Genomic DNA, 24,798 nt, shown 5'->3' with positions numbered 1-24,798 from the left:
GCATGATCCGGCTAGGCTGGGCAGCGATGGCGGAGCCGCCATCGGGAGCCCAGCCATGCGCCTTGCCTATATCGACTACCATACCTGTGGCGAGCCGGTCCGGATCGTCACCTCGGGCTATCCCGAGCTGACCGGCGCGACCATTCTGGAGAAACGCCGGCAGGCCCGCGAGCTCCACGATCATCTGCGCCGGGCGATGATGCTGGAGCCGCGCGGCCATGACGGCATGTACGGCGTCATCCCGGTGGCCGCGACCGCTCCCGAGGCGGCCTTCGGCGTGCTCTTCACCCATAATGAGGGCTATTCGACGATGTGTGGCCACGCCACCATCGCGCTCGGCCGTTATGCGATCGATCATGGGCTGGTGCCGGCGGTCGAGCCGGTGACCCGCTTCGCCATCGAGGCGCCCTGCGGCCTGCTGCGCCTCGCCTGCGAGTTCGAAGGTGGCAAGGTCGGCAAGGTCAGTTTCGAGAGCGTGCCAGCCTTCGTCGAGGCTCGCGATCTTGCGGTCGCGCTGCCCGGCTTCGGCACGGTCGTCACCGACATCGCCTATGGCGGCGCGTATTACTGCATCCTGCCGGCCTCGCGCTTCGGGCTCGACCTGTTCGCAACGCCGGTCGAGGAGATCGCAGCCGCGGCAGGGGCGCTGACGGACAGGGTCCGGGCGACACGCGCGATCACCCATCCGACCGAGCCCGACCTCGGCTTTCTCTACGGCACCATCGTCACCGACGAGGCCGGGCCGGAGGCCGAGAGCTTCAATCTCTGCGTCTTCGCCGAACGCCAGATCGACCGCTCGCCGACCGGCTCCGGCGTGACCGCGCGCATGGCGCTGGACCATGCCAGGGGCCTGATCCCGACGGGCAGGAGCCGCAGCTTCCGCAGCATTACCGGCGGAGCCTTTACCGGCACGGTGGTCGGCCCGGTCGAATACCCTGCTGCCGGTGCCGTCACCGTCACGGTCGCCGGCACGAGCCATCTTGCCGGGGAAGGCAGCTTCGTCATCGAGCCGGACGATCCGCTGCGCCATGGCTTTGCCCTGCCGCGACGCTTCGCAGACATACCGGGCGCCCCGGCGCAGGGTTAGAAAAGGCCGGTTCCGCCATCATTCGCCGGTCGTCGCAGGCTCCCGGTAAGGTTTTGCTGCCAGTCTCCCGCGCGACCAGGAAGGCGAGCATGGCGATGGGCACTGTAAAGACGCAGCGAGCACTCGCGGCGGAAGGCGACGCTGCCTGGAGCCTGCGTCGGCTCGCGTCCAGTCCCGCCTTCTGGCTGGCGCTCTTTCTCGCCTTTGTCCTGGCCGGGCTGCTCCTGCCGCTGCGCCTGCCGCTGGGTTCCAACTATTGGGACACCGCGGTCTATTTCGACGCGGCCCAGCGCATTCATGAAGGTCAGGTCCCGAGCATCGATTTCTTCGCGCCGGTCGGCCCGCTCGGCTATTACCTCGTCGCCGGCCTCGACCTCGCCTTTCCAAAGGCGCATCCGATCCTGCTCGCGAACTGGGGCGTGCTGCCCGTCGCCCTGCCGCTGCTCGCCATCGTGGCCTTCCATGTCGCGCAGCGCTCGCGCGGGCAGGCGCTGGCCCTGCTGCTGCCCTTCCTGCTCTTCGCCTCGTTGCCGATCAACCTGCACGAGCTCTACCCGCTGCCGGGCCTCGACGGCTTCGGCCATTACAACCGGCATATCTGCCTGCTGCTCTATGTGCTGGTAGCGACGCTGTTCTTCGTACGCGGCCCGCTGCTCCTGACCTTACTGGTCGCGGCGCTGATGCTGGCGCTGTTCCTGGTCAAGGTCACCGGCGCCGTCAGCGGCGCCATGCTGGTCGGCTATGCCGTATTGACCGGCCGGATGCGCTTCCGAGATGCCGCTCTCGCCGCCGCCGCCGTCCTCGCGATCCTCGCCCTTCTCGATCTCGGCACCGGCCTGGTCCGGGCCTATGTCGAGGACATCCTGACCCTGCTCTCACTCAATACCGGGGCGTTGCTGCCGCGCTTCCTGACCGTGGCCTCGGTCAAGTTCAACGTCATCGGCTCGGTGCTCGTCCTCCTTGGCGTGCTGGTCTGGTTGGCCTGGCGCGACCGCCCGGCGGCTTTCGGCTCCTTCCTGCGCGGGCTTGCGGTCTCGACCACCGGCTGGCTCGCGGTCACCCTGTTCGCCCTGATCTTCTTCGAGACGCAGAACACCGGCAGCCTCGAATTCATCGCGCTCTGGCCATTGCTGCTGGCGATCCTGCTGGAATGGCAGGGGCGGACGGATCGGCTTCGCCCGGTCGTGCTGGTGCTGCTCCTCGCCGCGTCCCTGCCTTCGGCCCTGATCTTCATCGAGCGTGGCGCCCGCGCCATGCTCGGCGCGCCGACCTACGAAGCCTTGCGCGTCGACGATCTCGGCCGGATCGGCCGGGTCAGCGTCAAGCGCGAGATCGCCGAGCGCGCGCCGCTGATGCTGGAGCATTACGCGCGGAACCAGAGCGCCTATGCCGAGCTCTCCGCCAAGGGCCAGCTGCCCTCGTTCATTCTCTACTCGGCGATCGATTATCAGGCGACCTGGCTGCTCGAGGCCGAGCAGGGCATCGAGGCGATCCGCGCCTGGGAGAACGCCAACAAGCGCGAGCTCAACGGCTTCTTCACGCTCGATTTCGTCGACCTGTTCAACCGCCAGCTCGACCGCAGACCGCCGCGCCATGTCCCGATCGGCATCGACCCGTTCCGCAGCAACCCGAAGGTCGCAGCTCAGGCCCTGGAGGATCTGCGCGAGCTCGATGCGATCATGGCCCCGAAATGCCCGCAGACCACGGCCCGCGGCATGATCCTCGAGCACTTCGGCAAGGCGTTGGAAGGGCGGACCAGGATCGCGCTCTCGCCCTGCTGGGACATGTATCTGAGGGGCTGAGCGGCTGCCCCCTGGCGATCAGACCGGGGCCGCCAGCCGCCGCGCCAGCGCAGCGTCCACCGCCTCCCGCAGCGCGTGAGCGGCCGCCGTGATGTCCTGCCCGCCGAACAGCGCCCCGATCACCGCGACGCCGTCGGCGCCGGCGGCGATCACCGAGCCGGCATTGCCGGCGTCGATCCCGGCGATGGCGCCGACCGGAAGATCGCCGAGCGCCTGCGCCGCCGCGCGCCGCAGCGCAGAATACCCCTCGATGCCGAGCGGCGCCTTGGCATCGTCCTTGTGCTGCGTGGAGAAGACCGCGCCGGCGCAGGCATAGTCGATCTTCGCGGCCGCCAGCTCGGGCAGGTCCTCGACCTTGTTCAGCGTCGCCCCGATGATGGCGCGCGGGCCGAGCAGCCGGCGGGCATCGCTGAGCTTCATGTCGTCGGCGCCGAGATGGACGCCGTCGGCGCCGGCGGCGAGCGCGACGTCGACCCGGTCGTTGATCAGCAGCGGAACATTGGTGCCGTGCAGCGCCGAGCGGATGGCGCGGGCCTCGCGCACCATCTCGCGCGTCGTCTCGTTCTTGGCACGCAGCTGGATCAGCGTCGCGCCGCCCTCGACCGCCTCACGCGCCATGTCGGCCAGCGAGCGGCCACGGGCGATCTGCGGGTCGACGATGCCGTAGAGGCTGATGTCGACGGTCATGGCGGTCTTCCTGTTCTCATCGTGCCGGGTGCCTTGCGGGCGCAGGGAGGCGAAATTGCCGCCCTGCGCTCTCGGCTCCCGCGGCGGGTATCACCCCGCCATGCGTTGCGCCAGTGTCGCCTCGTCGATGCCGGCGAGGGCGTCGACGAGCTCGACTGCGAAACTGCCGGGTCCGCGCGAGCGTTCCGCGGCGATTTCGCCGGCGATGCCATAGGCCGTCAAGGCCGCCGCTGCTGCGATGGCCGGGTCCTTTTCGACGGCGCAACAGGCGGCGATCAGCGCCCCCGCCGCGCAGCCGACGCCGGTGACCTTGGTCATCAGCGGGTGGCCATGCGCGACCGAGAAGCTCGCCGCGCCGCTCTCGATCCGGTCGACCTTGCCGGTGGTGACCCGGGTGACCCCTTCGGCCGAGGCAAGATCGAAGGCGAGTGCCGTCATTTCCGTGGCGTTGCCGCGCACGACGAGGTTCGGCAGGCGCAGCACCTCGCGGGCGATGTGTTGGCGCAGCGGCGAGAGCTCGACGAAGACCGGGTCGAAGACCAGGGGCTTGCCCCGCTCGCGCGCCACCTCGAGCAGTTTCGGGATGGCGAGCTCGCTCTCGGCATTGATCGTGCCGATATTGATCAGGATCGCGCCGGCGCCTTCCGCCATCGCCGCGACCTCGTCGACATGGATGGCCATGGACGGGATCGCTCCGAAGGCGAGCAGCATGTTCGCCGTGATGTTCTGCGCCACCGTATTGGTCAGGCACTGCACCCGCGGACGGTTCTCCACCACGCGGGCGAGGACCGAGGCGACGCGCGCAGCGTCGAGCCGGTCCATCGCCATCACCGCGCTCATTCGGCCGCCGGCAGGTAGAGCTGCGCGCCCTTGTTGAGGAACTCCTCCGACTTCGCCGCCATGCCCTCGCTCGCCATGGCTTCGAGAGCCGCCCGCTCGTTCTCGCCCATCGCCAGCACCTCGGCGCGCAGGTCCTGGGTGATCTTCATCGAGCAGAACTTCGGCCCGCACATCGAGCAGAAATGCGCGACCTTGTGGGCGTCCTTCGGCAGCGTCTCGTCATGGAACGACCGCGCCGTGTCCGGATCGAGCGCCAGGTTGAACTGGTCCTCCCAGCGGAAGTCGAAGCGGGCACGCGACAAGGCATCGTCGCGCAGCTTCGCGGCCGGATGGCCCTTGGCGAGGTCGGCGGCATGGGCGGCGATCCGGTAGGTGATCACGCCGGTCTTGACGTCGTCACGGTCAGGCAGGCCGAGATGCTCCTTCGGCGTGACGTAGCAGAGCATGGCGCAGCCGAACCAGCCGATCATCGCCGCGCCGATGCCGGAGGTGATGTGGTCGTAGCCCGGCGCGATGTCGGTGGTCAGCGGTCCGAGCGTGTAGAACGGTGCCTCGCCGCATTCGCGCAGCTGCTTGTCCATGTTCTCCTTGATCTTGTGCATCGGCACATGGCCGGGGCCCTCGATCATCACCTGGCAGCCCTTGTCCCAGGCGACCTTGGTGAGCTCGCCCAGCGTCTCCAGCTCGGCGAACTGGGCACGGTCATTGGCGTCGGCGATCGAGCCCGGACGCAGGCCGTCGCCGAGCGAGAACGAGACGTCGTATTTGCGCATGATCTCGCAGATCTCGTCGAAGCGCTCGTAGAGGAAGCTCTCCTTGTGATGCGCCAGGCACCAGCGCGCCATGATCGAGCCGCCGCGGGAGACGATGCCGGTGACGCGGCTGGCGGTCAGCGGCACATAGGGAAGCCGCACGCCGGCATGGATGGTGAAATAGTCGACGCCCTGCTCGGCCTGCTCGATCAGCGTGTCCTTGAACACCTCCCAGTCGAGCTTGATCGGATCGCCCCCGACCTTCTCCAGGGCCTGGTAGATTGGCACCGTGCCGATCGGGACCGGTGAGTTGCGCAGGATCCAGGAGCGGATGTTGTGGATGTTGCGGCCGGTGGAGAGGTCCATCACCGTGTCGGCGCCCCAGCGGATCGCCCAGACCAGCTTCTCGACCTCCTCGGCGGCGCCGGAGGTCACGGCCGAGTTGCCGATATTGGCGTTGATCTTGACCAGGAAATTCCGGCCGATCGCCATCGGCTCCAGTTCGGGATGGTTGACGTTGGCGGGGATGATGGCGCGTCCGCGGGCGATCTCCTCGCGGACGAATTCCGGGGTGACGAATTCGGGCACCGAGGCGCCGAAGCTCTCGCCATCGGCATGGCGCTCCTTGGCGCCGTCCAGCATCGCGGCGCGGCCGAGATTCTCGCGATGCGCGACGTAGATCATCTCGGGCGTGATGATGCCGGCCTTCGCGAATTCGTACTGCGTCGCCATCTGGCCGGGCTTGGCCTCGAGGATCGGGCGCTGCGCCGGACAGGCCGGGACCAGATGCTCCTCCGAGATGTTGCCGTTGTCGGCTGCGGTGACGGCGCGGCCGGGCACGGTCGTAAAGCCGCGCGCATCGAGCCAGGCCCGGCGCGGCTGCGTCAGGCCGGCATTGAGGTCGATCTGCACATCGGTCTCGGTATAGGGCCCGGACGGATCGTAGATGCGCACCGGCGGCTCGGCATCGGTGGTCAGCACCACCTCGCGGAAGGGCACGCGCATCTCGGGATGCTCGGGAGCCGCGACATAGATCTTGCGCGAGCCGATGATCGGCCCGGTCGTCACGCTTTGCGGCGCGGCCTTGACGGAATTCTTCTGGGGCTTGGTATGGGCGTTCATGGGATCTCCTCCTTGGTCCAAGGTTCAGGAGATCCGGGTGTCTGGACGGTCCAGTCGCTGTTATGCGGCTACAAATAGGGCGTAGGCCGCGTTCCAGTCCCTCCGCCGGTATGACCCGGATCAGGTTCGACGGGTTCGGCGTCGGACGCCATCTCAGCTCTTGCGAGCACCCCTCGGAACAAGGCGGAGGTTAGAGGCGGTCGAGAGAGGAAGCAAGCCGGCTTCGGCCCGGCGGCCATGTGATGGGGACATGCGGAAAGGCCGGCGCTGCCGCTCGCCGTCGCCGTGGCTCAGACGGTGACGTCGAGATGCTCGCCCTGGCCGAAGGGAAGCGCCGCCTTCTGTTCCGCGATGCTGCGTTCCAGCATCTCGACGAGGCCGCGCTGGGCATCGTCCAGCTCTTTCTGCATGTCGCTCTGCTGCGCCGGCTGGGGCCGCTCAGTGCGCCGGGCGACGAAGCTCTCGCCGATCAGAAAAGACGAGTCGCTCATGCTCTCCTCCCTCGCCTCGAGGATAGAGCGCACGCCTTACCCGAATCTGAATCGGAAACCGCGAGTTGTGGCGGCGCCAAAGCGCTTTCGAGCGAAGTGGGTACCGGTTCGCGTGAAGAAAATGCGGTAATCAATGGACTGGAGCTATTCCGCGAAACGCGGATTAGCTCCAGGCGATCAGGCGGTGACGTCGAGATTGCCGCCCTGGCCGGCCGGCAGCGTGGCCTTCTGCTGCTCGGCCGATTGCTGCAGCATCGTGACCAGGGCCTGGTCGGCCTTTGCGTTCTGCTTGACCATTTCGAGCTGCATGGTCTGCTGCGTCGCGGCCGAGCGCATGCTGACCAGACTCTGGGCGATCGCGGTCGACATTTCGCTCATGGCAAACTCCTCGCCGCGACCATAGGCGGCGAGCCCTTACGCAAATCTGAATCCTCCCCCGCGCTCTCGAATGATCAGGGCGCGATGATCGAGGGCACGCCCCGCGGCATCGGCAGGTCGCGGTTCGGCTGGGCCGGGCCGCGCCGGTCGCGCGCCACTCGCTCGCGTTCGCGCCGGACCTCGGCGCGCTCGGCGGCCGGTTCGTCCCTCTGAACATCGCCTACATTGGGCGTCATCGGCACGCCGGGCGCGCGCTCGCGCTGGATGGTCGTCATGTCCGGGCCGGACGATTCCTGTCCGGCAGCCGCTTCCGCAGCGACAAGCCCGATGAGCACCAGGCTCATCAGGAACCAGAATGATCTGCGCATCGGGCCCTCCTGCGCTCGTCGGGCCGGCAGCAGGCGAACTCCGGCCTGACCACACAACGCGCGAGGGCGCCGAAGTTCCATCGCAATTTGCGAGCGGCCCGGGCGCCCGTGAAGGGATCGCCCGGGCCTCGTCTCACTGCGCGTTCTGGCCGGTGAGCAGCGGCGTGATCCGGCGCAAGGTCACGCGGCGGTTCTCGCGGGCGTCACCTTGGGTCTGGACCTTGAGATATTGCTCGCCATAGCCCTGGGTCGTCAGGTTCTCGGCCGGGACGCCGAAGTCGCGGGTCAGGATCTCGGCGACCGACTGCGCCCGCCGGTCCGAGAGCGACAGGTTGTCGATATCGGCGCCGACCGCGTCGGTATGGCCCTCGACCAGGAAGACCTCGTTCGGCGTGCGCTCGACCGCCTGCATCACGGCCTGCGCCAGCACCCGCAGGCGCTGCCCCTGGTCGGCGCCGACCGTCCAGGAGCCGGAATCGAAGTTGATCGTGTCGACATCGACGCTGCGCATATGGGCGCGCAAATCCGGCGAGTAGCGCACCTCGTCCAGCGTGTAGCGACGCGGCACGGGAGCGACCGGCGGGGCGGTGATCGTCTCGTAGATCAGCCGCTCATCGGCGTGCCCGGCATCGACGATATAGCGCTCGCGCGGGATGCGCAGCGGCGGCGGCGGCAGTTCGACCACCTCCTCGGCGAAGCGCGGGCGCGGCCCGTCGCGGCGCATATTGTCGATGATGATGATCTCGGCGCCGTCGCGCTCGCGCCGCGAGCGCCGCAGAAGCCGGCCATCGGCATCCGTCACCGTGACGATCTGCGTGCCGTCGCGCCGGTCATAGACCGTCACCGTTTCCTCGCCGCGGCGCTCGCTGCGGGTGTCGAGGCCGAGATCGCGGAAGCGCTGGTTCTCGTCGCGGCGGATGATGACGCGGTCATCGTCGCCGCGAATGAGCGTCCGGCCGGGCTCGCGGATGATGGTGACGTCGCCCTCGCGGGTCTCCTGCCGCCGGCTGCGGACATCGTCGAGCCGGTCGGCGCCCTGCGTCGCCATGATGCCGCCGATCGCGGCCGCGCCGAGCCCGATCGCGGCCGCGCCGCCGAGGCCGATGCCGCCACGCCGGCCCTGACGCTCTGGAGGCGGCAGCTGGCCGGACTGTCCCGGCATACCGGGTGGAGTGGGCTGGAGCTGGCCGGGTGCGACTCCGGGTTGCGCTGGCGCGCCAGGCGATTGTCCGGGTGCAGGTGCAGCTTGCGATGGCGCGGCTCCCGGTTGCGGCGGGGCACCCGGCGTGCGGCCGGCATTCGGAGCGGGGGCAGGCTGAGCCGGGCTGGGCTGGGCGGCGCCGCCGACTGCGCCCTGGCCGGTTCCGGGCTGCGCGGGGGCCACGGGCACCGGCGCGGGCGCCGGCTGGCGGTTGAGACCTGAGGGCGGCTGGGCCGGCGCCGTCGGGGCGGGCGCCGTGCCGGGCTGCGGCTGGACCGCCCGCGGCGCCGTGCCCGGTGTGGGAGCTGCCTGCCCGGGCGCGGGCTGGCGGTTCAAGCCCGGCGCTTGCTGCGACGGCGCCATGCCGGGTTGCGGTGGGGCAGCGGGCGCCCTGCCGGCCGGCGGCACGACGGTCGGTTGGTTGCCGCCCGGAGCCGTCTGGCCCGGCGCGGGGCGATTGGGCGTGGCCGGCATCGCTGGCGCTGCGGGCGGTTGGCCTGGCGCGGTTTGCGCAGGACCGGGCCGGCGCTGGCCGTCGCCCGACGGTGTTCCCGGGCCCCCGGGCCGGGGCGCCGGCGCATCCGGCCGCCCCGGCGCAGGTTGCGGCGCGATCTGGCCCGGGGCCGGCCGTTGCGGCGCGGAGGGCACGGTGGAGGGCGCACGGGGTGCCCCCTGCGGAGCCGAGGGTGCGATCTGGCCAGGGGCGGGGCCCGCCGGCGGTGACGGGCGGCGCGGCTGCTCGGGCATTGCGGGCGCGGCTCGGCCGGCCGGGGGCGCTGCCTGCGGCGCGGTTGGCGGACGCGGCACGTTCGGGTTCACGCCGGCCGGACGCTCCGGCGCACCGGGCCGAGCCGCCGGCGGCTGACCAGGCGCCGGACGGGCACCGGGGCGCTCCTGCCCACCTTGTGGAGGACGTTCCTGCCCGCCCGGCCGTTGGCGGCGCGGATCGGGCCGGTCGTCATCGCCCGACTGGGCCTGGGCAAGCTGGAGCGATGGCGCGGCGAAACTGCCCTGCGAAAGAGCGATGGCGGGGATCAGGGTGCCGAGCAGGAGCATATTCTTGAGGCGCATGGTGACGTCCGTTTCCAGTTGTTCTTCCGGACATCAGCGCCCTCGCGCCCTGAATTCCGGATGAACCGAAAACGGCCGAAATCGGGCACGGTTCCGCTTCCCAAGCGGCAACCGGCCCGGTTTTGCGCGGGTTTCAGAGTCCGGCCTGCGCCTTCACATAGGCCGCGATCTCGGCATGGGTCGCGAACCAGACATCGCCCTTGCCCTTGGCGTGCCGCACCAGTTCCTCGACGATCCAGAAGCGGGAGCGATAGGTGATGACGTGCGGATGCATGGTGAGGAGGAACAACCCGCCATCCTCGTAGGCGCCGTCGAATTCGCGGCGGAAGATGTCGAACACGGCCTCCGGCGGCGTATAGGGCCGCAGCGCCTGGAAGCGGTTCATGTTGAAATAGACCGCGTCGTCCCGGATCCACTCGACCGGAAGCTCGACCATGCCGGTCGGCTCGCCGTTCTCGATCAGCTCATAGGGGTCGTCATCGGCGAACAGCGAGGAATCGTAGAGCAGGCCGAGCTCGCGCTCGACCGCGAGCGTCACCTGGGAAAAATCCCAGGACGGGGTGCGCATGCCGACCGGCCTGACCCCGGTGATCCTCTCCAGCGTATCGGCCGAGCGAAGATGCAGCTCGCGCTCCTTGTCGGGCGGCACCGCCGTGTTGACCTCGTGGATCCAGCCGTGCAGGCCGATCTCGTGGCCTTCCGCGACGACCCGGCGCTGTTCGTCGGGATAGAGCAGGGCGGTCACCGCCGGCACGAAGAAGCTCGCCTTGATCTCTTCCTTCGCCAGCATCGACAGGATGCGCGGCATGCCGGCGCGGTTGCCGTATTGCCCCCAGGAGAGCCGCCCGACCGACTTGCCGCCGTCGCGCAGTTCGTTGGTCTCGTGATCGACGTCGAAGGAGAGCGCGACGGCGCAGCGCGCTCCGCCCGGCCAGCTTTTCGGCTTGAGATTGCGGCCGGCGCGCACGCGCTCGACCTTGCCGCGCCAGGTTTCTTCCGACCACTGCCAGGGTTCGAGATCGTCCATCGTCATCCTCCAGTCACGAGGCCGCCGCCGGCAGCACCGGCACGGCGGCGAGCAGTCGCTTGGTGTAGTCGTGCTGCGGCCGGTCATAGACCTCGGCCGCCGGGCCTTCCTCGACGATGCTGCCGCGATACATCACCGCGACCCGCTCGCAGAGATGGCGCACCACCGAGAGGTCGTGGGAGATGAAGATCAGCGTCAGGCCGAGTTCGCTGCGCAGCCGCATCAGCAGGTTGAGGATCTGCGCCTGGATCGAGACGTCGAGCGAGGCGACCGGCTCGTCGCAGATCACGAGGTCCGGCTGCATGGCGAGCGCACGGGCAATCGCGACGCGCTGGCGCTGGCCGCCCGAGAACTGGTGCGGATAGCGGCCGGCGAAAGCGGGATCGAGCCCGACGGCTCCGAGCCAGTCGCGGACGTAAGCCTCGGCCTCGGCCTTGCCGACCAGCCCATGGGCGCGCGGCCCCTCGCTGATGCTGTCGCCGATGCGCATGCGCGGATCGAGCGAGGCGAACGGGTCCTGGAAGATCGTCTGGACGCGGGTGGTGAGCTTGCGCGGCGTCTCGCCGGCGCTCATCACCGGCCGGCCGGAGAGGCGCACCGTGCCGGTGCTCGGCGCGTAGATGCCAGCTGCCATCCGCCCCAGCGTGGATTTGCCGGAGCCGGATTCGCCGACGAGGCCGAGCGCCTCGCCGCGCCGCACGGTCAGGCTGACGGAATCGACGGCCAGCACCGATACCGGTGGCTTTGCGAGGCCGAGCCTCTCGGCCATTGCCCGCAGTGCCCCGGTGCGGGCCTCGAAGCGCTTGCTGACGCCGTCGAGCACGAAATAGGGCGCGGCTTCGTCGCCGGCCGGCTCGGCCTCCGCCGCCGGCAGGCGTGGCGGCGGAGCGGCGTCGGGAACTCCGCCACCGCGCAGCAGGTACTGACCCGGTGTGCCGCGTGAGGGCAGGGCATCGAGCAAAGCGCGGGTATAGGGATGCTGCGGCCTCGTCAGCACGTCGAGCATCGGGCCGGCCTCGACGATCTTGCCGAGCCGCATCACCGCGACGTGCTGGGCGATCGAGGCGACGGTGGCGAGGTCGTGGCTGATCCAGATCAGGGCGGTGCCGAGTTCGGCGACAAGCTCCTTCATCTCGGCCAGGATCTCGGCCTGGATCGAAACGTCGAGCGCCGTCGTGGGCTCGTCGCAGATGATCAGCTTCGGCCCATGCAGCAAGGCGATCGCGATGGCGACGCGCTGGCGCATGCCGCCGGAAAGCTGGTGCGGATAGAAATCGACCGTCGCCTGCGGGTTGGGGATGCGCACCTGCGCGAGGCCCTCGATCGCGCGCCGGCGCGCCTCCGCCGTCGAGACCTTGCGATGCGCCTCCAGCGCCAGCCGGATCTGCTCGCCGATGGTCAGGACCGGGTTCAGCGTCATCAGCGGGTCCTGGAAGACCATCGAAACGGTCTTGCCGCGCAGGGCCCGGAGCTCGTCCTGCGGCAGGCCGGTGAGCTCGCGCCCTTCGAGCTTCACCGAGCCGCCGGCGACGCGGCCGGGTGGGTCGATCAGGCCGATGATCGAGAAGCCGGTGACGCTCTTGCCCGAGCCGGATTCGCCGACGAGCCCCATCACCTCGCCGCGCCGCAGCGAGAAGGAGACGCCGTCGACGGCTTTCACCACCCCGGCGCGGGTGAAGAAATGCGTGCTGAGGTCGTGGACGTCGAGGAGAGGCGCGTCGGTCATGGCTTGTTCCCTTCTCCCCTTGCGGGAGAAGGTGCCGGCAGGCGGATGAGGGGTCGCACGACCTCGTCAAACGCCGTTGCACCTTCGAAGCGCCAACCGGTTGGCGTCGCGCGACCCCTCACCCCGACCCTCTCCCGCAAGGGGAGAGGGGGCTGGGCCGCGCCGAGTCCGTGCGAGGCCGCCCTCATCGCTTCAGCCTCGGATTGACCTGGTCGCGGACCTGGTCGCCGACGAGGTTGATCGCGACGATCAGCAGGATCAGGGCAAGGCCCGGATAGATCGAGATCCAGTAGCGGCCGGACAGCATGTACTGGAAGCCGTTGGCGATCAGCGACCCCAGCGAGGGTTCCGTCACGGGCAGGCCGACGCCGAGGAAGGACAGCGTCGCCTCGAGCGCGATCGCATTCGCCACCTGCACGGTCGCGACGACGATCAGCGGCGGCAGGCAGTTCGGCAGGATATGGCGCCAGACCACCTGTCGCGCCGGCAGCGGCGTCGAGAGCGCCGCCTCGACATAGTCCTTGCCGCGCTCGGCCGAGGCCGCGCCATGGGCGGTGCGGGCGAAATAGGCGTATTGCGCGGCGGCGAGCGCGGCGATCAGTTGCGCCTTGCCCTGGCCGAGCAGCGCCGAGATCACCAGCGCCAGCAGGATCGCCGGGAAGGCGAGCTGCAGGTCGATCACCCGCATGATGAAGGCTTCGCGCCTTCCGCCGAGATAGGCGGCGGAGATGCCGAGCGTGACGCCCACCGCGAAGGCGATGGCGCCGGCGACCAGCCCCATCTGCAGGGAGATGCGCAGGCCGTAGAGGATGGCCGAGAACAGGTCTCGCCCCTGCGCGTCGGTGCCGAGCCAGTGCGTGTAGCCGCCGGAGCCGACATAGCCCGGCGGCCGGCGGGCATCCATCAGCGCGAGCTTGGCGAGGTCGTACGGGTCCTGCGGGGCGATCAGCGGGGCGAGCAGGGCGACGCCGACCAGCGCCACGACGACGGCGAGCGCCGCGACTGCGATCCTGCTCTCGCGGAACTCGGCCCAGAAGCGGGCGGCGGGCGAATCCTTCCGCATCATGCCCGCCCCTTCCGCAGGCGCGGATCGAGCGCGAAATAGGTCAGGTCGACCACGAAATTGATCATGATGAAGACGAAGGCGACCAGCATCAGATAGGCGACCATCACCGGCCGGTCGAGCGACTGGATGGAGTCGATGATCAGCTTGCCGATGCCCGGCCAGGAGAAGATCGTCTCGGTCACCACGGCGAAGGCGAGCGTCGAGGCGAATTCGAGCCCGAAAACCGTGACGAGCGGGATCGAGATCAGCCGCAGCACATGCCGGCGCAGCACCGTCCATTCCGACAGGCCGGCGGCGCGGGCGAACTTCACGGTGTCGCTCAGCATGACCTCGCGGGTGCCGGCGCGCGCGAGGCGCGTCATCAAAGCGAGCTTGAAGAAGGCGAGATTGGCCGCCGGCAGGAGCATGTGGCTGAGCCCGTTCGCGGTCAGGAAGCTCCATTCGATGCCGAACAGCGCGGCGGTGTCGCCTCGCCCGCCGGCCGGCAGGATCTGCAACTCGACGGCGAAGGTCATGATCAGCACGAGGCCAATCCAGAAGGTCGGCACCGAGAAGCCGAGGATCGAGAGCGCCATGATCGCCTTGGCGAGGGCGCTGTCCGGCCGGTAGCCGGCATAGATGCCGGCGGGAATGCCGATCAGTGCCGCGCCGACCACGGCCGCGACCGTCAGTTCCAGCGTCGCCGGCAGGCGCGACAGGATCAGCTCCAGCACGGGCATGCCGAAGACGAAGGAGCGGCCGAAATCGCCGTGCAGCACGCGGCCAAGAAAGGTGAAGTACTGCTCCCAGAGCGGCCGGTCGAGGCCGTAGCGGGCGATCGTCTCGAGCCTGATGTCCTGGCTGACATCGGGGCCGATCAGCACGTCGATCGGATTGCCGATGGCGTAGACGCCGACGAAGACCAGCGCCGACATGACGAGCATGACGACGAGCGCCTGCAGGATGCGCTCGATGACGTGCGTCAGCATAGGCTGGACATCGCCCGGGTGGTCCTCGCAGCCCCTGTCCCGGGCGACCGCGAGGCGGTCGGATGGGACCCGGAGGTTGCGGGACCATAGTCCATTACGGCCAGCTCTCCACCATCGCCGCGCGCGTCTCCTCGACGCCGACGGCCCAGAGCCGGAGCATCTCCTCGTCGGGCTTCTGGTAGCAGCCGTGGAAATTGCCGTCGCCGAGGATCTCGCGCTTCCGGGCCGGATTGGCGGCCTGGTAGAGGGCACTGTCGAAGGGCGGCTTGACCGCATCCGGCAGCGCGACGCCGGCCAGGCGGTTCCAGGGAAAATTCTCCATCCAGGAGGCATGTGAGGCGGCCGGGTCGACCTGCCGGACCGCCGCCTGGAAGCGCGGGCCGGCCCACCAGTTGTGCATCCTGACGCTGGCGTCGGGGCGCTTGCCCATCCACTCCGTCGCGAAGGTCATCGCCGGCGAATTGCCGCCATGGCCGTTGACCAGCACGATGCGCCGGAAGCCGGAGCGGTAGAACCCCTCGAGCAGATCCTCAAGCAGCGCGATATAGGTGCTCATCCGCAGCGAGACCGTGCCGGGATAGGCGGTGAAGCCCGGCGTCATGCCATAGGCCTGCACCGGAAAGACCGGGATGCCGAGCGGCTCGGCGGCTTCATTCGCGACCCGCTCGGCCAGGATCGCATCGGTGGCGAGGCTCAGATAGGCGTGCTGCTCGATGCAGCCGAGCGGCAGAACGCAGCGGTCGTCGCGCCTCGCCTGCTCCTCGATCTGCATCCAGTTCATCTCAGCGACGAGCACGGCCAAATCCTTGCGTTTCGGCAAAAGCACGTCATCCTTGACAGTGGCATAGGGGGTCGTCAAGTTCCACATGGAACTAAGTCAGGAAGTGCCGAGATGCGCCATGCACCGACTGCCTTGTCGAAGTTGGACAGCGAGCGCGAGGCCGCTCTGCGCAATCTCGATCCGCTGATCGTCACCAAGCTCTGGGACAATCCCTGCTGGCTTTCCTTCCGGCTGAACTTCATCGCCTTCCGCTTCAACGATCCGGTCTATCGCTGGATCGAGGCCCGCTACGGGCTGGTCCGGCCGGAATTCGTCGCGCTCTACGCGGTTGGGCTGAAGGGCGGCGTCGCCGCCAAGAACATCGTCGCTTCCGCGGGTCTGCCGAAGAACACGCTGTCGCGTGCGATCCAGAAGCTGCTCCAGCGCCGCCTGCTCAAGCGCGAGACCGACCCTGAGGATCTGCGCAGCTATGTTCTGGCGCTGACGCCGACAGGCCGCGCCATCTTCGACGAGACCATGCCGCGGATGGTGCAGCAGCAGGCCGCGATGCTCGGCACACTGACCGAGGCCGAGCAGAAGCAGCTCTGCGAGCTCCTGGACAAGATGGTGATCGCCTCTCCGATCTGGCCTGCCGACCTCGAACCCGAAAGCAACCCGTCATGACGCAGACCTTGCCGCGCATCTTTCCGCTCTGGCGCCGTGCCGCGCTCGCTGCCCTGTTCGGGGTCGCGCTCGCCGGCCCGGCGCTGGCCCAGAACCTGACCATCGGCGTGCGCGCCGGCCCGGAATCGATCGACCCGCATTTCACCGCGACCGGTACCCATGCGGAGGCTCTGAAGCATGTCTTCGACACGCTGACCTGGTCGGGCGACAAGCTGCAGATCGAGCCGCGCCTGGCGACGAGCTGGAAGGCGATCGAGCCCTCCGTCTGGGAGTTCAAGCTGCGGCCCGGCGTGAAGTTCCATGACGGGTCCGACTTCACCGCCGAGGACGTCAAGTTCTCGATCGAGCGCATTCCGGTCGTCGCCGGCCCGAACCCGACGACGATCTATGTCCGCCGCGTCAAGGAGGTGAAGATCGTCGATCCGCTCACCGTCCACATCGTCACCGACGGGCCGGCGCCGAATCTGCCGAACGATTTTATCCGGCTCTTCATCGTCTCGCACAAGGCGGCGGCCGGCCTGACCAAGGACAATGCCAACGACGCCTTCAACAGCGGCAAGGCGGCGATCGGCACCGGCCCCTACAAATTCGTCTCCTGGACGCCGAAGGACCAGCTCGTGCTCGACCGTTTCGACGGCTACTGGGGCGAGAAGGAGCCCTGGGCCCGAGTGCTGCGCAAGGAGCTGCCGAACGACGCCGCCCGCGTCGCCCAACTGAAGGCCGGCCAGGTCGACATCATCGTGCGCGCGCCTGCTTCCGACGTGCCGACGCTGAAGCGCGATGCCAAGCTCTCGGTCGCGACCATCGACACCGTCTACGTCTTCAACATGGAGCTCGACATGCGGGACAAGTCCCCGCAGGTCAGCGCCAAGGACGGCTCGCCCCTCCCGAAGAACCCGCTGCAGGACGCCAAGGTCCGCGAGGCGATCGACCTTGCCATCGACCGGCCGGCGCTGGCCGAGATCGCGATGGAAGGGCTCGGCGCGCCGGTCAACCAGCTCGTGACGCCGGACATCGCCGGCTACAACAAGAGCCTGCCGCCGCTGAAGCCCGATCTCGCCAAGGCGAAGAAGCTGATGGAGGAGGCCGGTTATCCCAATGGCTTCAAGGTCGGCTTCTCCTTCACCAGCGACCGCCTGCCCGGCGACCGGCAGGTCGGCACCTCGATCGCCCAGATGCTGGCCCGCATCGGCATCGACGTGAACGCCAACGCCCAACCCGGCGCGGTCTTCTTCCCGGCCCGCCTGCGCGGCGAGTTCTCGCTCTCCATGTCCGGCTGGGGCACGCTGACCGGCGAGGCGAACTACACGCTCTCTTCGGTGGTGCATTCCAATGATCCCGCCAAGAAGCTCGGGGCCTTCAACGTGCTCGGCTACAAGAATGCCGAGCTCGACAAGCTGATCGAGGATGCAGCGGTCGAGATGGACGAGGCCAAGCGCAACGACCTCTTGGCGCAGGCCAACGCCATCGTCGCCAAGGACCGGCCGCGCCTGCCGATCGTCGCCGTCGGCTCGGCCTGGGCGATGCAGAAGGCCAAGGTCACGATCCGCCCGCGCGTCGACGAGGACACGCTGGCCATGGACATCAAGCCTGTGAAGTGAAAAGAGCTGGTGGCTATCCCCTTCCCCCTGGCGGGGAGGGACCAGGGGTGGCGGCGCAAAGGCGCATCGCCACCCTCCGGCCTACTGCCTGACCCGATCTAGCGCCCACGAGCGCTCACCCACTCATTCGCCCCCTGTTCCTGCCCGACCCGTAAGGGGGAGGGGGCTCGTCGAGGTTCACGATCACCATGACCATCGCTCTCGCCATCCATGGCGGCTGCGGCACCTTGCCCAAATCCGAAATGACCGACGCCGAATGGGCCGAGGCCAAGGCCCATCTCGCCAAGTCGCTGCGTGCCGGCTGGGCCGTCCTGACCAAGGGCGGCAGCGCCGTCGACGCGGTCGAGGCCGCCGTCGTGGTGATGGAGGATTCCGCGCATTTCAATGCCGGCCACGGCGCCGCCCTCAATGCCGATGGCGAGCATGAACTCGACGCCTCGATCATGGATGGGGCGACGCTGGCAGCCGGGGCGCTCTGCGCCGTCAAGCGGATCCGTAATCCCATCACCGCCGCCAGGGCGTTGATGCAACGGGGTGACCCGCTGCTGCTGACCGGGCCGGCCGGCGACGCATTCGCCCAGGCCGAAGGGCTAGACATCGTCGCCAACGACTATTTCTCGACCGAGCGCCGGCGCAAGAACCTCGCCTCGATGAAGATCCGCGAGCTCGTCGGCACCATGGCCGGCGCGAGCGAGGCAGAGAAGCACGGCACGGTCGGCGCCGTCGCCCGCGACCGGGCCGGCCACCTCGCCGCCGCGACCTCGACCGGCGGCTACACCAACAAGCCGCCCGGGCGCGTCGGCGACTCGCCGATCATCGGCGCCGGCACCTATGCCCGCGACGGGCGCTGCGCCGTTTCCGGCACCGGCAAGGGCGAGTACTTCATCCGCTATTGCGTCGGCCACGAGATCGCGTCGCTGATCGGCTATGCCGGGCTCTCGCTGCAGGACGCGGCGGACCGCGCCATCGCCGAGCTCAGCGCCCACAGGATCGGGGCCGGCCTCGTCGCCATCGGCGCCGACGGCACGATCGTCGCGCCCTACAATTCCGAGGGCATGTATCGCGGCTGGGTCACGCCGGACGGGCTCGTCCATGTCGCGACCCATGCCGATGTCGACATGGTGGGGCAGGCGTGAGCGGCGGTCATCTGCTCTCGACCCTCATCCTGAGAAGGCCGCGGAAGCGGCCGTCTCGAAGGATGCTCCAGCTGGTCAGGGAGTCTTCTGGAGCCTCCTTCGAGACGCGATCTGCGATCGTTCCTCAGGATAAGGGCTTTGGGTGGGAGAAGGCGGGCTCATGACGACCGAACCGATCCTGATCTGGGGCGCCGGCGCGATCGGCGGCACGCTCGGCGCCTATTGGGCGCGCGCCGGCGTGCCCGTGCTGCTGGTCGATATCGTGCCGGAGCATGTCGAGGCCTGCCGGACGACCGGTCTTGTGATCACCGGCCCGGTCGAGGAATTCCGGCAAATGGTGCCGGCAGTGACGCCGCAGGAGCTGACCGGCACCTATTCCCGCATCGTGCTCGCCGTGAAGGCCGGCGCGACGGAGGCTTCTCTCGCGGCACTGACACCGCATCTCGCCGAGGACGGCTTCGTGCTCTCGGCCCAGAACGGGCTCAACGAGATCGTCATCTCAAAAGCCGTCGGCGAGGCCCGGACGATGGGCTGCTTCGTCAATTTCGGGGCCGACTGGCACGGGCCGGGCGAGATTCTCTACGGCAATCGCGGCGCCGTGGTCGTCGGCGAGCTCGACGGGCGGATCACCGAGCGGGCCCGCGAAATGCACCGGCTGCTCAGCCTGTTCGATGCCGATTCCATCCTGACCGACAACATCTACGGCTATCTCTGGGGCAAGCTCGCCTATGGCGCGATGCTGTTCGGCACCGCCCTCACCAACGATTCGATGTCGGCGAACTTCGCCGATCCGGAGCGGCTGCCGGTCTGGCTGGCGCTCGGGCGCGAGGTGGGCGCGGTCGCGGCGGCACGTGGCGTCACCTCCCTTGGCTTCGGCGACTTCGATCCGAAGGTCTTCGCACCCGGCGCGCCCGAGGGCCCGCAGGTGGAGACCATTGCCTGGCTCGCCGACTACACCGCGAAGACCGCCAAGACCCATTCCGGCATCTGGCGCGACCTTGCCGTCCGCAAGCGCAAGACCGAAGCCCGGCCGCAGATCGGCATCATCTCGGCGCTCGGCCGCGAGGTCGGCGTCGCGACGCCGGCGCTGGAGACACTGGTCGCTCTCATCGAGGACATCGAGGAAGGCCGCCGGCCGATGGCGTTCGAAACCCTGAAGGTGCTGATCGAGCAATGCAGATCCGCTTCGACGACCGTGTAGCCCTGGTCACCGGCGCCGCGCAGGGCATTGGCCGCGCCATCGCCCAGGCGTTGGCCGAGGCCGGCGCGAAAGTTCATCTCGCCGATCTCGACGCCGTGGGCGTCGCCGCCAGCGCGGAAGCACTCGGCGCGAAGGCGCATGCCGCCGATCTCGGCAGTCCGGAGGCGCCCAAGGAGCTGGTCGACGCGATCCTCGCGACCGAGGGCCGGCTCGACCTCCTGGTCAACGCGGCCGGCGGCGTGCGCGGCCAGGTCGGCCGGCCGATCGAGGAGATCTCCGAAAGCGACTGGCGCGCCATCTTGGCCGCCAATGTCGACGCCGCCTTCTTTCTGTCGCAGGCCGTTGCACCGGCGATGAAGCAGGCTGCTTACGGCCGTATCGTCAACATCTCCTCCGGCGCCGGCCTGCGGCCGAGCCTGACCGGCATCCAGGCCTATGCCAGCGCCAAGCACGCGCTGGTCGGGCTCACCCGGCAGCTCGCCTGGGAGCTCGGGCCGCATGGCGTCACCGTCAACTCCGTCGCGCCCGGCTTCGTCCGATCGAATCCCGCGACCGAGCGGCAATGGCAGTCCTACGGAGCCGAGGGACAGAAGCGACTGATCGAGGGCATCCATACCCGCCGCCTCGGCACGCCCGCCGACATCGCCCATGCCAGCCTGTTCTTCCTATCGGAGCAGGCCGGCTGGATCACGGGGCAGGTCCTGTCGGTCGATGGCGGCCGCTCATGAACCCTCTCCCCGAAAGGGATGATCGGGCTCGTTGCTGAGCCGGATTGCCACATGCGCAAGGATCGCCCTAGAGTGCGCGCCGGGCGGCACTCGCCGCCCGCCGAAAGTGAAGGGAGAGCACGTGGCAACGGGCACCGTGAAGTGGTTCAATGAGACCAAGGGCTATGGCTTCATCACGCCGGACGCCGGCGGCAGCGACGTCTTCGTGCATATCAGCGCAGTCGAGCGCTCGGGCCTGCGCGGCCTGAACGAAGGTCAGAAGATCTCCTTCGACCTCGAAGCCGATCGCAAGACCGGCAAGTCGGCGGCTGTCAATCTGAAGACTGCCTGAAGACCATCGCCTAACGAGGGTAGCGGACAAGCGGCGTCCGCTTCCCCGCCATATCGAACTCGTCAAGAACTGATGATTCCGGGCATTTCCGTCGCCGATCGGCGGCGGTTAGGAGCGCTGGCAGGGCCAGGCTCCCTCCGCGGCGCAGGCCGCTCGCAACCGCATCACTGTCATCGATCTGCATTAAAGCTACTCTAGCTGGGCCAGCTTGCCTTGGCGCGCGGGTACGCCAGCGGAGGAAAGCCAGTGGAGCGCAGTTTCGATCTCGCCATCGTCGGCGCCGGCATCGTCGGTCTCGCGCACGCGCTGGCGGCCGCGCGGCGCGGGCTGAAGGTGGTGGTGGTCGACCGCGATGCGCAGGCCAATGGCGCTTCGGTCCGCAATTTCGGCTTCGTCACGGTCACCGGTCAGCAAGCCGGCGCCACCTGGCAGCGGGCACGGCGTTCGCGCGAGATCTGGGCCGAGGTCGCGCCGAAGGCGGGGATTTCTCTGGTTCATGCGGGGCTCTGTGTCGCCTCGCGCCGGCCCGAGGCGACGGCGGTGCTCGAGGCCTTTCTCGCCACCGAAATGGGCGAAGGCTGCGAACTCCTGCGCGGCGAGGCCCTGGCGAAGCGCTTTCCGTTCCTTGCGCCCGGTCAGGAAGCGGCCCTCTGGAGCCCGCATGACCTGCGTGTCGAATCGCGCGAGGCGATCCCGCTGCTCGCCGCGCATCTCGCGCGCGACTGGGGTGTTTCCTTCCTGCGGCAGGCGACGGTGCGCGGCATCGCCCTGCCGACGATCGTGACCTCGGCCGGAGCCTTGCGGGCGGACGCCGCGATCATCTGCCCGGGTGACGACTTTACCGGGCTTTACGCCGACGAGCTGAAGCGCGCCTATCCCGCGCTCACCCGCTGCAAGCTGCAGATGCTGCGGGTCCGCACGGCGGCGTCCGGGCCGGATCTGCCCTGCGCTGTGATGTCGGACCTCTCGCTGGTGCGCTATCTCGGCTACGCCGAATTGCCGGAGGCCGCCGCTTTGCGCGCCAGGCTCGAGCGTGAGCAGCCGGCCCAGCTCGCTAACGGCATCCATCTGATCGCCGTCGCCTCCGCCGATGGCAGCCGTGTCGTCGGCGATTCCCATCATTATGCAGCGACGCCGGACCCGTTCGGTCAGGATGCCGTCGACGCGCTGATCCTCGACGAATACGAGGCCGTCTTTGGCGCCCGCCCGCCGATAGAGGCGCGCTGGCTCGGCACCTATGCCAGCTTGCCGGATCGTCCGATGCTGCGCGAGACGATCGCCGAGCGCATCCGCCTGGTGATCGTCACCTCGGGCACCGGGGCTTCCACGTCCTTCGCGATCGGCGAAGAGACCATTGCGGAGATGTTCGGATGAGCGCCGTCGCCATGCTTCCATTCAAGGCCGTCAGGGCGGTGGTGCTGGATTGGGCCGGCACGGTCGTCGATTTCGGCTCGCGTGCGCCGATGGGCGCCTTCGTCGAGGTTTTCGCCCGCTTCGGCGTCGCCATCAGCATCGCCCAGGCGCGCGGCCCGATGGGCTTGCCGAAGCGCGCCCATATCGCCGCGCTGCTTGCCGAACCTGAGATCGCCGAGGCCTGGCGCCTGGCACAGGGCTCGCCGCCTGACGAGCGGGCGATCGACGCCGTTTATGCCGAATTCGTGCCGCTGAACGCCGCCGTCGTCACCGATTACGCGGACGTGATCCCGGGAGCCGCCGAGACCATCGTGCAGCTGCGCCGGCGCGGGCTCAAAATCGGCTCGACCACGGGCTATACTCGCGAGATCATGGAGCGCCTTCTGCCGGCTGCGGCGGCGCAGGGCTATCAGCCCGACAATCTCGTCTGCGCCGGCGACCTGGCGGAGGGACGGCCGAGCCCGCTGATGATGTATCGCTGCTTCGCCGATCTCGGCGTCTATCCGCCATCGTCGGTTGTGAAGGTCGACGATACCGAGCCCGGCATCGCCGAGGGCGTCGCCGCCGGCTGCTGGACGGTCGGCCTCGCGGTATCCGGCAACTGCGTCGGCCTCTCGCTCGAGGAGTGGAATGAGCTGCCGCTGCTCGAGCAGCAGGCTCTGCGCGGCAAGGCTGCGGCGCGCCTGCGGGCCGCCGGCGCCGACTATGTCGTCGACAGCATCGCCGAGCTCGTCGGTGTCGTCGAGGCGATTGATTCGACCCTGCTCGCGCGTGCCGCGGCGAAGCAGCCGGCCTGAGCCCGCAAAAGCGAAAACAGGAACACAAACGGACCGGCGGCTGTCCCCCGCCGGTGAGCCCCCCGCTTTGCCTGCGAATTTGGCAGCCGCGCCCAATTTAGAACGATTGACAAACAAAACGGCAGCGCTGAGAATTCGTAGGTATACAAACGAATTTCTCCGCCGGCTTGGCGCCATCGATGCGCCCGGCTTAGGGTGGGGATCCGCGGCGAGGGGCCGCAAGCAAGAAGACTGACCGAGCCAGTTGGGGGACAGCCATGAAGATTGACCGTCGCCAATTCGTCAGCGGAGCCGCGATCGGTGCGGCGGCGCTGGCAACGCCCTCGCTGCTGCGCGCCCAGGGCGCGCCGATCAAGATCGGCGAGATCAACAGCTACACCTCCCAGCCGGCCTTCCTGAAGCCCTATCGCCAGGGCTGGGAACTGGCGCAGGAGCAGATCAACGCCGCCGGCGGCGTGCTCGGCCGTAAGATCGAGACGCTGTTCCGCGACGATGCCGGCAAGCCCGAGGATTCCGTCCGTCTCGCCGGCGAGCTGATCAACGCCGAGAAGGTCGACCTGCTCTCGGGCGGCTTCCTCTCCAATGTCGGCCTCGCCATCGCCGACTACGCGCTCCAGAACAAGCGGCTCTACGTCGCCTCCGAGCCGCTCTCGGACGCGATCGTCTGGGCCAAGGGCAACCGCTACACCTTCCGCCTGCGCCCCTCGACCTACATGCAGGCGGCGATGCTGGTCGAGGAAGCGGCCAAGCTCCCGGCCAAGAAATGGGCGATCGTGGCGCCGAACTACGAGTACGGCCAGTCGGCCGCCAAATGGTTCAAGGAGCTGCTGAAGAAGGCGCGGCCCGATGTCGAGTTCGTCGCCGAGCAGTTCCCGGCACTCGGCCGCATCGATGCGGGCGCGACCGTGCAGGCGATCGAGGCCGCCAAGCCCGACGCGATCTTCAACGTCACCTTCGCCGCCGATCTCGCCAATTTCGTTCGCCAGGGCAATACCCGCGGGCTGTTCGAGGGCCGCGCCGTCGCCTCGATGCTGACCGGCGAGCCGGAATATCTCGATCCGCTCGGCGCTGAGGCTCCCGTCGGCTGGATCGTCACCGGCTATCCGCAGGCCGACATCCAGACGCCGGACCACGTCAAGTTCCGCGAGGCCTACCGCGCCAAGTACAACGACTATCCGCGCCTCGGCTCGGTCGTCGGCTTCGACACGATGAACGCCATCGCCGCGGGCATCGCCAAGGCCGGCACGACCGAGAACGAAAAGCTCGTCGACGCGCTGAAGGGGCTGAAGTTCACCTCGGCCTTCGGCCCGGTCGAGTTCCGGGCTTCCGACCATCAGGCGACGCTCGGCGCCTATGTCGGCAAGACCGCGGTCAAGAACGGCAAGGGCGTGATGGTCGACTGGCGCTATGCCGACGGTGCCAAATACCTGCCTTCGGATGCCGAGGTGAAGGCGCTGCGCCCGGCGGGCTGAAACCCGCTTCAATCTGATATTGACTAGATCCCGGCCGCGACCTTGCGTTGCGGCCGTTGGAAGAGTGCGCCCTTTTCGCCCGGTTCGAT

At 68.6% G+C, this 24,798-nt stretch carries 23 protein-coding genes and 1 riboswitch; of the genes, 11 read left to right on the top strand and 12 right to left on the bottom strand.

The window, feature by feature from the left end:
* Positions 1–55: 55 nt before the first annotated feature.
* Both AC1REK_RS21440 and AC1REK_RS21435 read left to right on the top strand, forming a co-directional pair.
* On the top strand, positions 56–1,087 hold the full coding sequence (locus AC1REK_RS21440) for a proline racemase family protein (protein ID WP_492270267.1): 1,032 nt from the start codon (positions 56–58) through the stop codon (positions 1,085–1,087).
* 89 nt (positions 1,088–1,176) lie between these two features.
* Positions 1,177–2,889 (top strand): hypothetical protein, encoded by a 1,713-nt coding sequence (locus AC1REK_RS21435; RefSeq protein WP_492270268.1) that lies wholly within the window; start codon positions 1,177–1,179, stop codon positions 2,887–2,889.
* A gap of 18 nt (positions 2,890–2,907) precedes the next feature.
* Here the strand turns inward: AC1REK_RS21435 and thiE are convergent, their stop codons facing one another.
* The 12 genes from thiE to AC1REK_RS21375 form a co-directional block, all read right to left on the bottom strand.
* Positions 2,908–3,576 (bottom strand): thiamine phosphate synthase, encoded by a 669-nt coding sequence (thiE, locus tag AC1REK_RS21430; protein WP_492270269.1) that lies wholly within the window; start codon positions 3,574–3,576, stop codon positions 2,908–2,910.
* Between the two features lie 90 nt (positions 3,577–3,666).
* On the bottom strand, positions 3,667–4,416 hold the full coding sequence (locus tag AC1REK_RS21425) for a hydroxyethylthiazole kinase (protein WP_316021576.1): 750 nt from the start codon (positions 4,414–4,416) through the stop codon (positions 3,667–3,669).
* Positions 4,413–6,290 (bottom strand): phosphomethylpyrimidine synthase ThiC, encoded by a 1,878-nt coding sequence (thiC, locus tag AC1REK_RS21420; protein WP_492270270.1) that lies wholly within the window; start codon positions 6,288–6,290, stop codon positions 4,413–4,415. Before thiC ends, AC1REK_RS21425 begins: the two co-directional genes overlap by 4 nt.
* A gap of 79 nt (positions 6,291–6,369) precedes the next feature.
* Positions 6,370–6,474: riboswitch (TPP riboswitch) on the bottom strand.
* Between the two features lie 106 nt (positions 6,475–6,580).
* Positions 6,581–6,781 (bottom strand): hypothetical protein, encoded by a 201-nt coding sequence (locus AC1REK_RS21415; protein WP_492270271.1) that lies wholly within the window; start codon positions 6,779–6,781, stop codon positions 6,581–6,583.
* Positions 6,782–6,958: 177 nt separating this feature from the next.
* Complete coding sequence (locus AC1REK_RS21410; RefSeq protein ID WP_327521374.1) at positions 6,959–7,159, bottom strand: hypothetical protein; 201 nt, start codon at positions 7,157–7,159, stop codon at positions 6,959–6,961.
* A gap of 74 nt (positions 7,160–7,233) precedes the next feature.
* Positions 7,234–7,527, bottom strand: a complete 294-nt coding sequence (locus AC1REK_RS21405) for a hypothetical protein (protein WP_316021580.1) — start codon at positions 7,525–7,527, stop codon at positions 7,234–7,236.
* Positions 7,528–7,660: 133 nt separating this feature from the next.
* Positions 7,661–8,689, bottom strand: coding sequence for an OmpA family protein (locus tag AC1REK_RS21400; protein ID WP_492270272.1), 1,029 nt, complete (start codon positions 8,687–8,689; stop codon positions 7,661–7,663).
* Between the two features lie 1,243 nt (positions 8,690–9,932).
* The gene (locus AC1REK_RS21395; RefSeq protein WP_492270665.1) at positions 9,933–10,826 is read right to left on the bottom strand and encodes a polysaccharide deacetylase family protein; all 894 of its coding nucleotides are present in this window, start codon (positions 10,824–10,826) and stop codon (positions 9,933–9,935) included.
* A 13-nt stretch (positions 10,827–10,839) separates the two neighbouring features.
* Positions 10,840–12,552, bottom strand: coding sequence for a dipeptide ABC transporter ATP-binding protein (locus AC1REK_RS21390; RefSeq protein WP_492270664.1), 1,713 nt, complete (start codon positions 12,550–12,552; stop codon positions 10,840–10,842).
* Between the two features lie 184 nt (positions 12,553–12,736).
* Entirely contained in the window at positions 12,737–13,618 is an 882-nt protein-coding gene (locus AC1REK_RS21385) for an ABC transporter permease (protein WP_492270663.1), read from the bottom strand.
* Entirely contained in the window at positions 13,615–14,586 is a 972-nt protein-coding gene (locus tag AC1REK_RS21380; protein WP_316021188.1) for an ABC transporter permease, read from the bottom strand. The genes AC1REK_RS21385 and AC1REK_RS21380 overlap by 4 nt, the downstream gene beginning before the upstream one ends.
* 94 nt (positions 14,587–14,680) lie before the next feature.
* The gene (locus AC1REK_RS21375) at positions 14,681–15,382 is read right to left on the bottom strand and encodes a creatininase family protein (protein ID WP_327521380.1); all 702 of its coding nucleotides are present in this window, start codon (positions 15,380–15,382) and stop codon (positions 14,681–14,683) included.
* A gap of 96 nt (positions 15,383–15,478) precedes the next feature.
* Here AC1REK_RS21375 and AC1REK_RS21370 point away from each other — a divergent pair, with 96 nt between their 5' ends.
* The 9 genes from AC1REK_RS21370 (at position 15,479) to AC1REK_RS21330 (ending at position 24,709) form a co-directional block, all read left to right on the top strand.
* Positions 15,479–16,030, top strand: a complete 552-nt coding sequence (locus AC1REK_RS21370) for a MarR family winged helix-turn-helix transcriptional regulator (RefSeq protein ID WP_327521381.1) — start codon at positions 15,479–15,481, stop codon at positions 16,028–16,030.
* On the top strand, positions 16,027–17,631 hold the full coding sequence (locus AC1REK_RS21365; protein ID WP_492270662.1) for an ABC transporter substrate-binding protein: 1,605 nt from the start codon (positions 16,027–16,029) through the stop codon (positions 17,629–17,631). The genes AC1REK_RS21370 and AC1REK_RS21365 overlap by 4 nt, the downstream gene beginning before the upstream one ends.
* Before the next feature lie 188 nt (positions 17,632–17,819).
* Complete coding sequence (locus AC1REK_RS21360) at positions 17,820–18,767, top strand: isoaspartyl peptidase/L-asparaginase family protein (RefSeq protein ID WP_492270661.1); 948 nt, start codon at positions 17,820–17,822, stop codon at positions 18,765–18,767.
* Positions 18,768–18,927: 160 nt separating this feature from the next.
* Positions 18,928–19,968, top strand: a complete 1,041-nt coding sequence (locus tag AC1REK_RS21355; RefSeq protein ID WP_492270660.1) for a ketopantoate reductase family protein — start codon at positions 18,928–18,930, stop codon at positions 19,966–19,968.
* A complete protein-coding gene (locus AC1REK_RS21350; protein WP_492270659.1) occupies positions 19,941–20,696 on the top strand; it encodes an SDR family NAD(P)-dependent oxidoreductase in 756 nt (251 codons plus the stop codon). Before AC1REK_RS21355 ends, AC1REK_RS21350 begins: the two co-directional genes overlap by 28 nt.
* A 121-nt stretch (positions 20,697–20,817) precedes the next feature.
* Entirely contained in the window at positions 20,818–21,027 is a 210-nt protein-coding gene (locus AC1REK_RS21345) for a cold-shock protein (protein WP_316021181.1), read from the top strand.
* A 246-nt stretch (positions 21,028–21,273) separates the two neighbouring features.
* Positions 21,274–22,401 carry a TIGR03364 family FAD-dependent oxidoreductase gene (locus AC1REK_RS21340; RefSeq protein ID WP_492270658.1) on the top strand — a complete coding sequence of 376 codons (1,128 nt, stop codon included), beginning with the start codon at positions 21,274–21,276 and terminating at the stop codon, positions 22,399–22,401.
* Complete coding sequence (gene phnX / locus AC1REK_RS21335; RefSeq protein WP_492270657.1) at positions 22,398–23,237, top strand: phosphonoacetaldehyde hydrolase; 840 nt, start codon at positions 22,398–22,400, stop codon at positions 23,235–23,237. Before AC1REK_RS21340 ends, phnX begins: the two co-directional genes overlap by 4 nt.
* Positions 23,238–23,494: 257 nt before the next feature.
* Positions 23,495–24,709 carry an ABC transporter substrate-binding protein gene (locus AC1REK_RS21330; protein WP_316021178.1) on the top strand — a complete coding sequence of 405 codons (1,215 nt, stop codon included), beginning with the start codon at positions 23,495–23,497 and terminating at the stop codon, positions 24,707–24,709.
* The last annotated feature ends 89 nt before the right edge of the window (positions 24,710–24,798 follow it).

It is taken from the genome of Allobosea sp. GW823-FHT02B03 (assembly GCF_058797755.1).
This window is presented reverse-complemented; position numbering and strand designations above follow the sequence as displayed.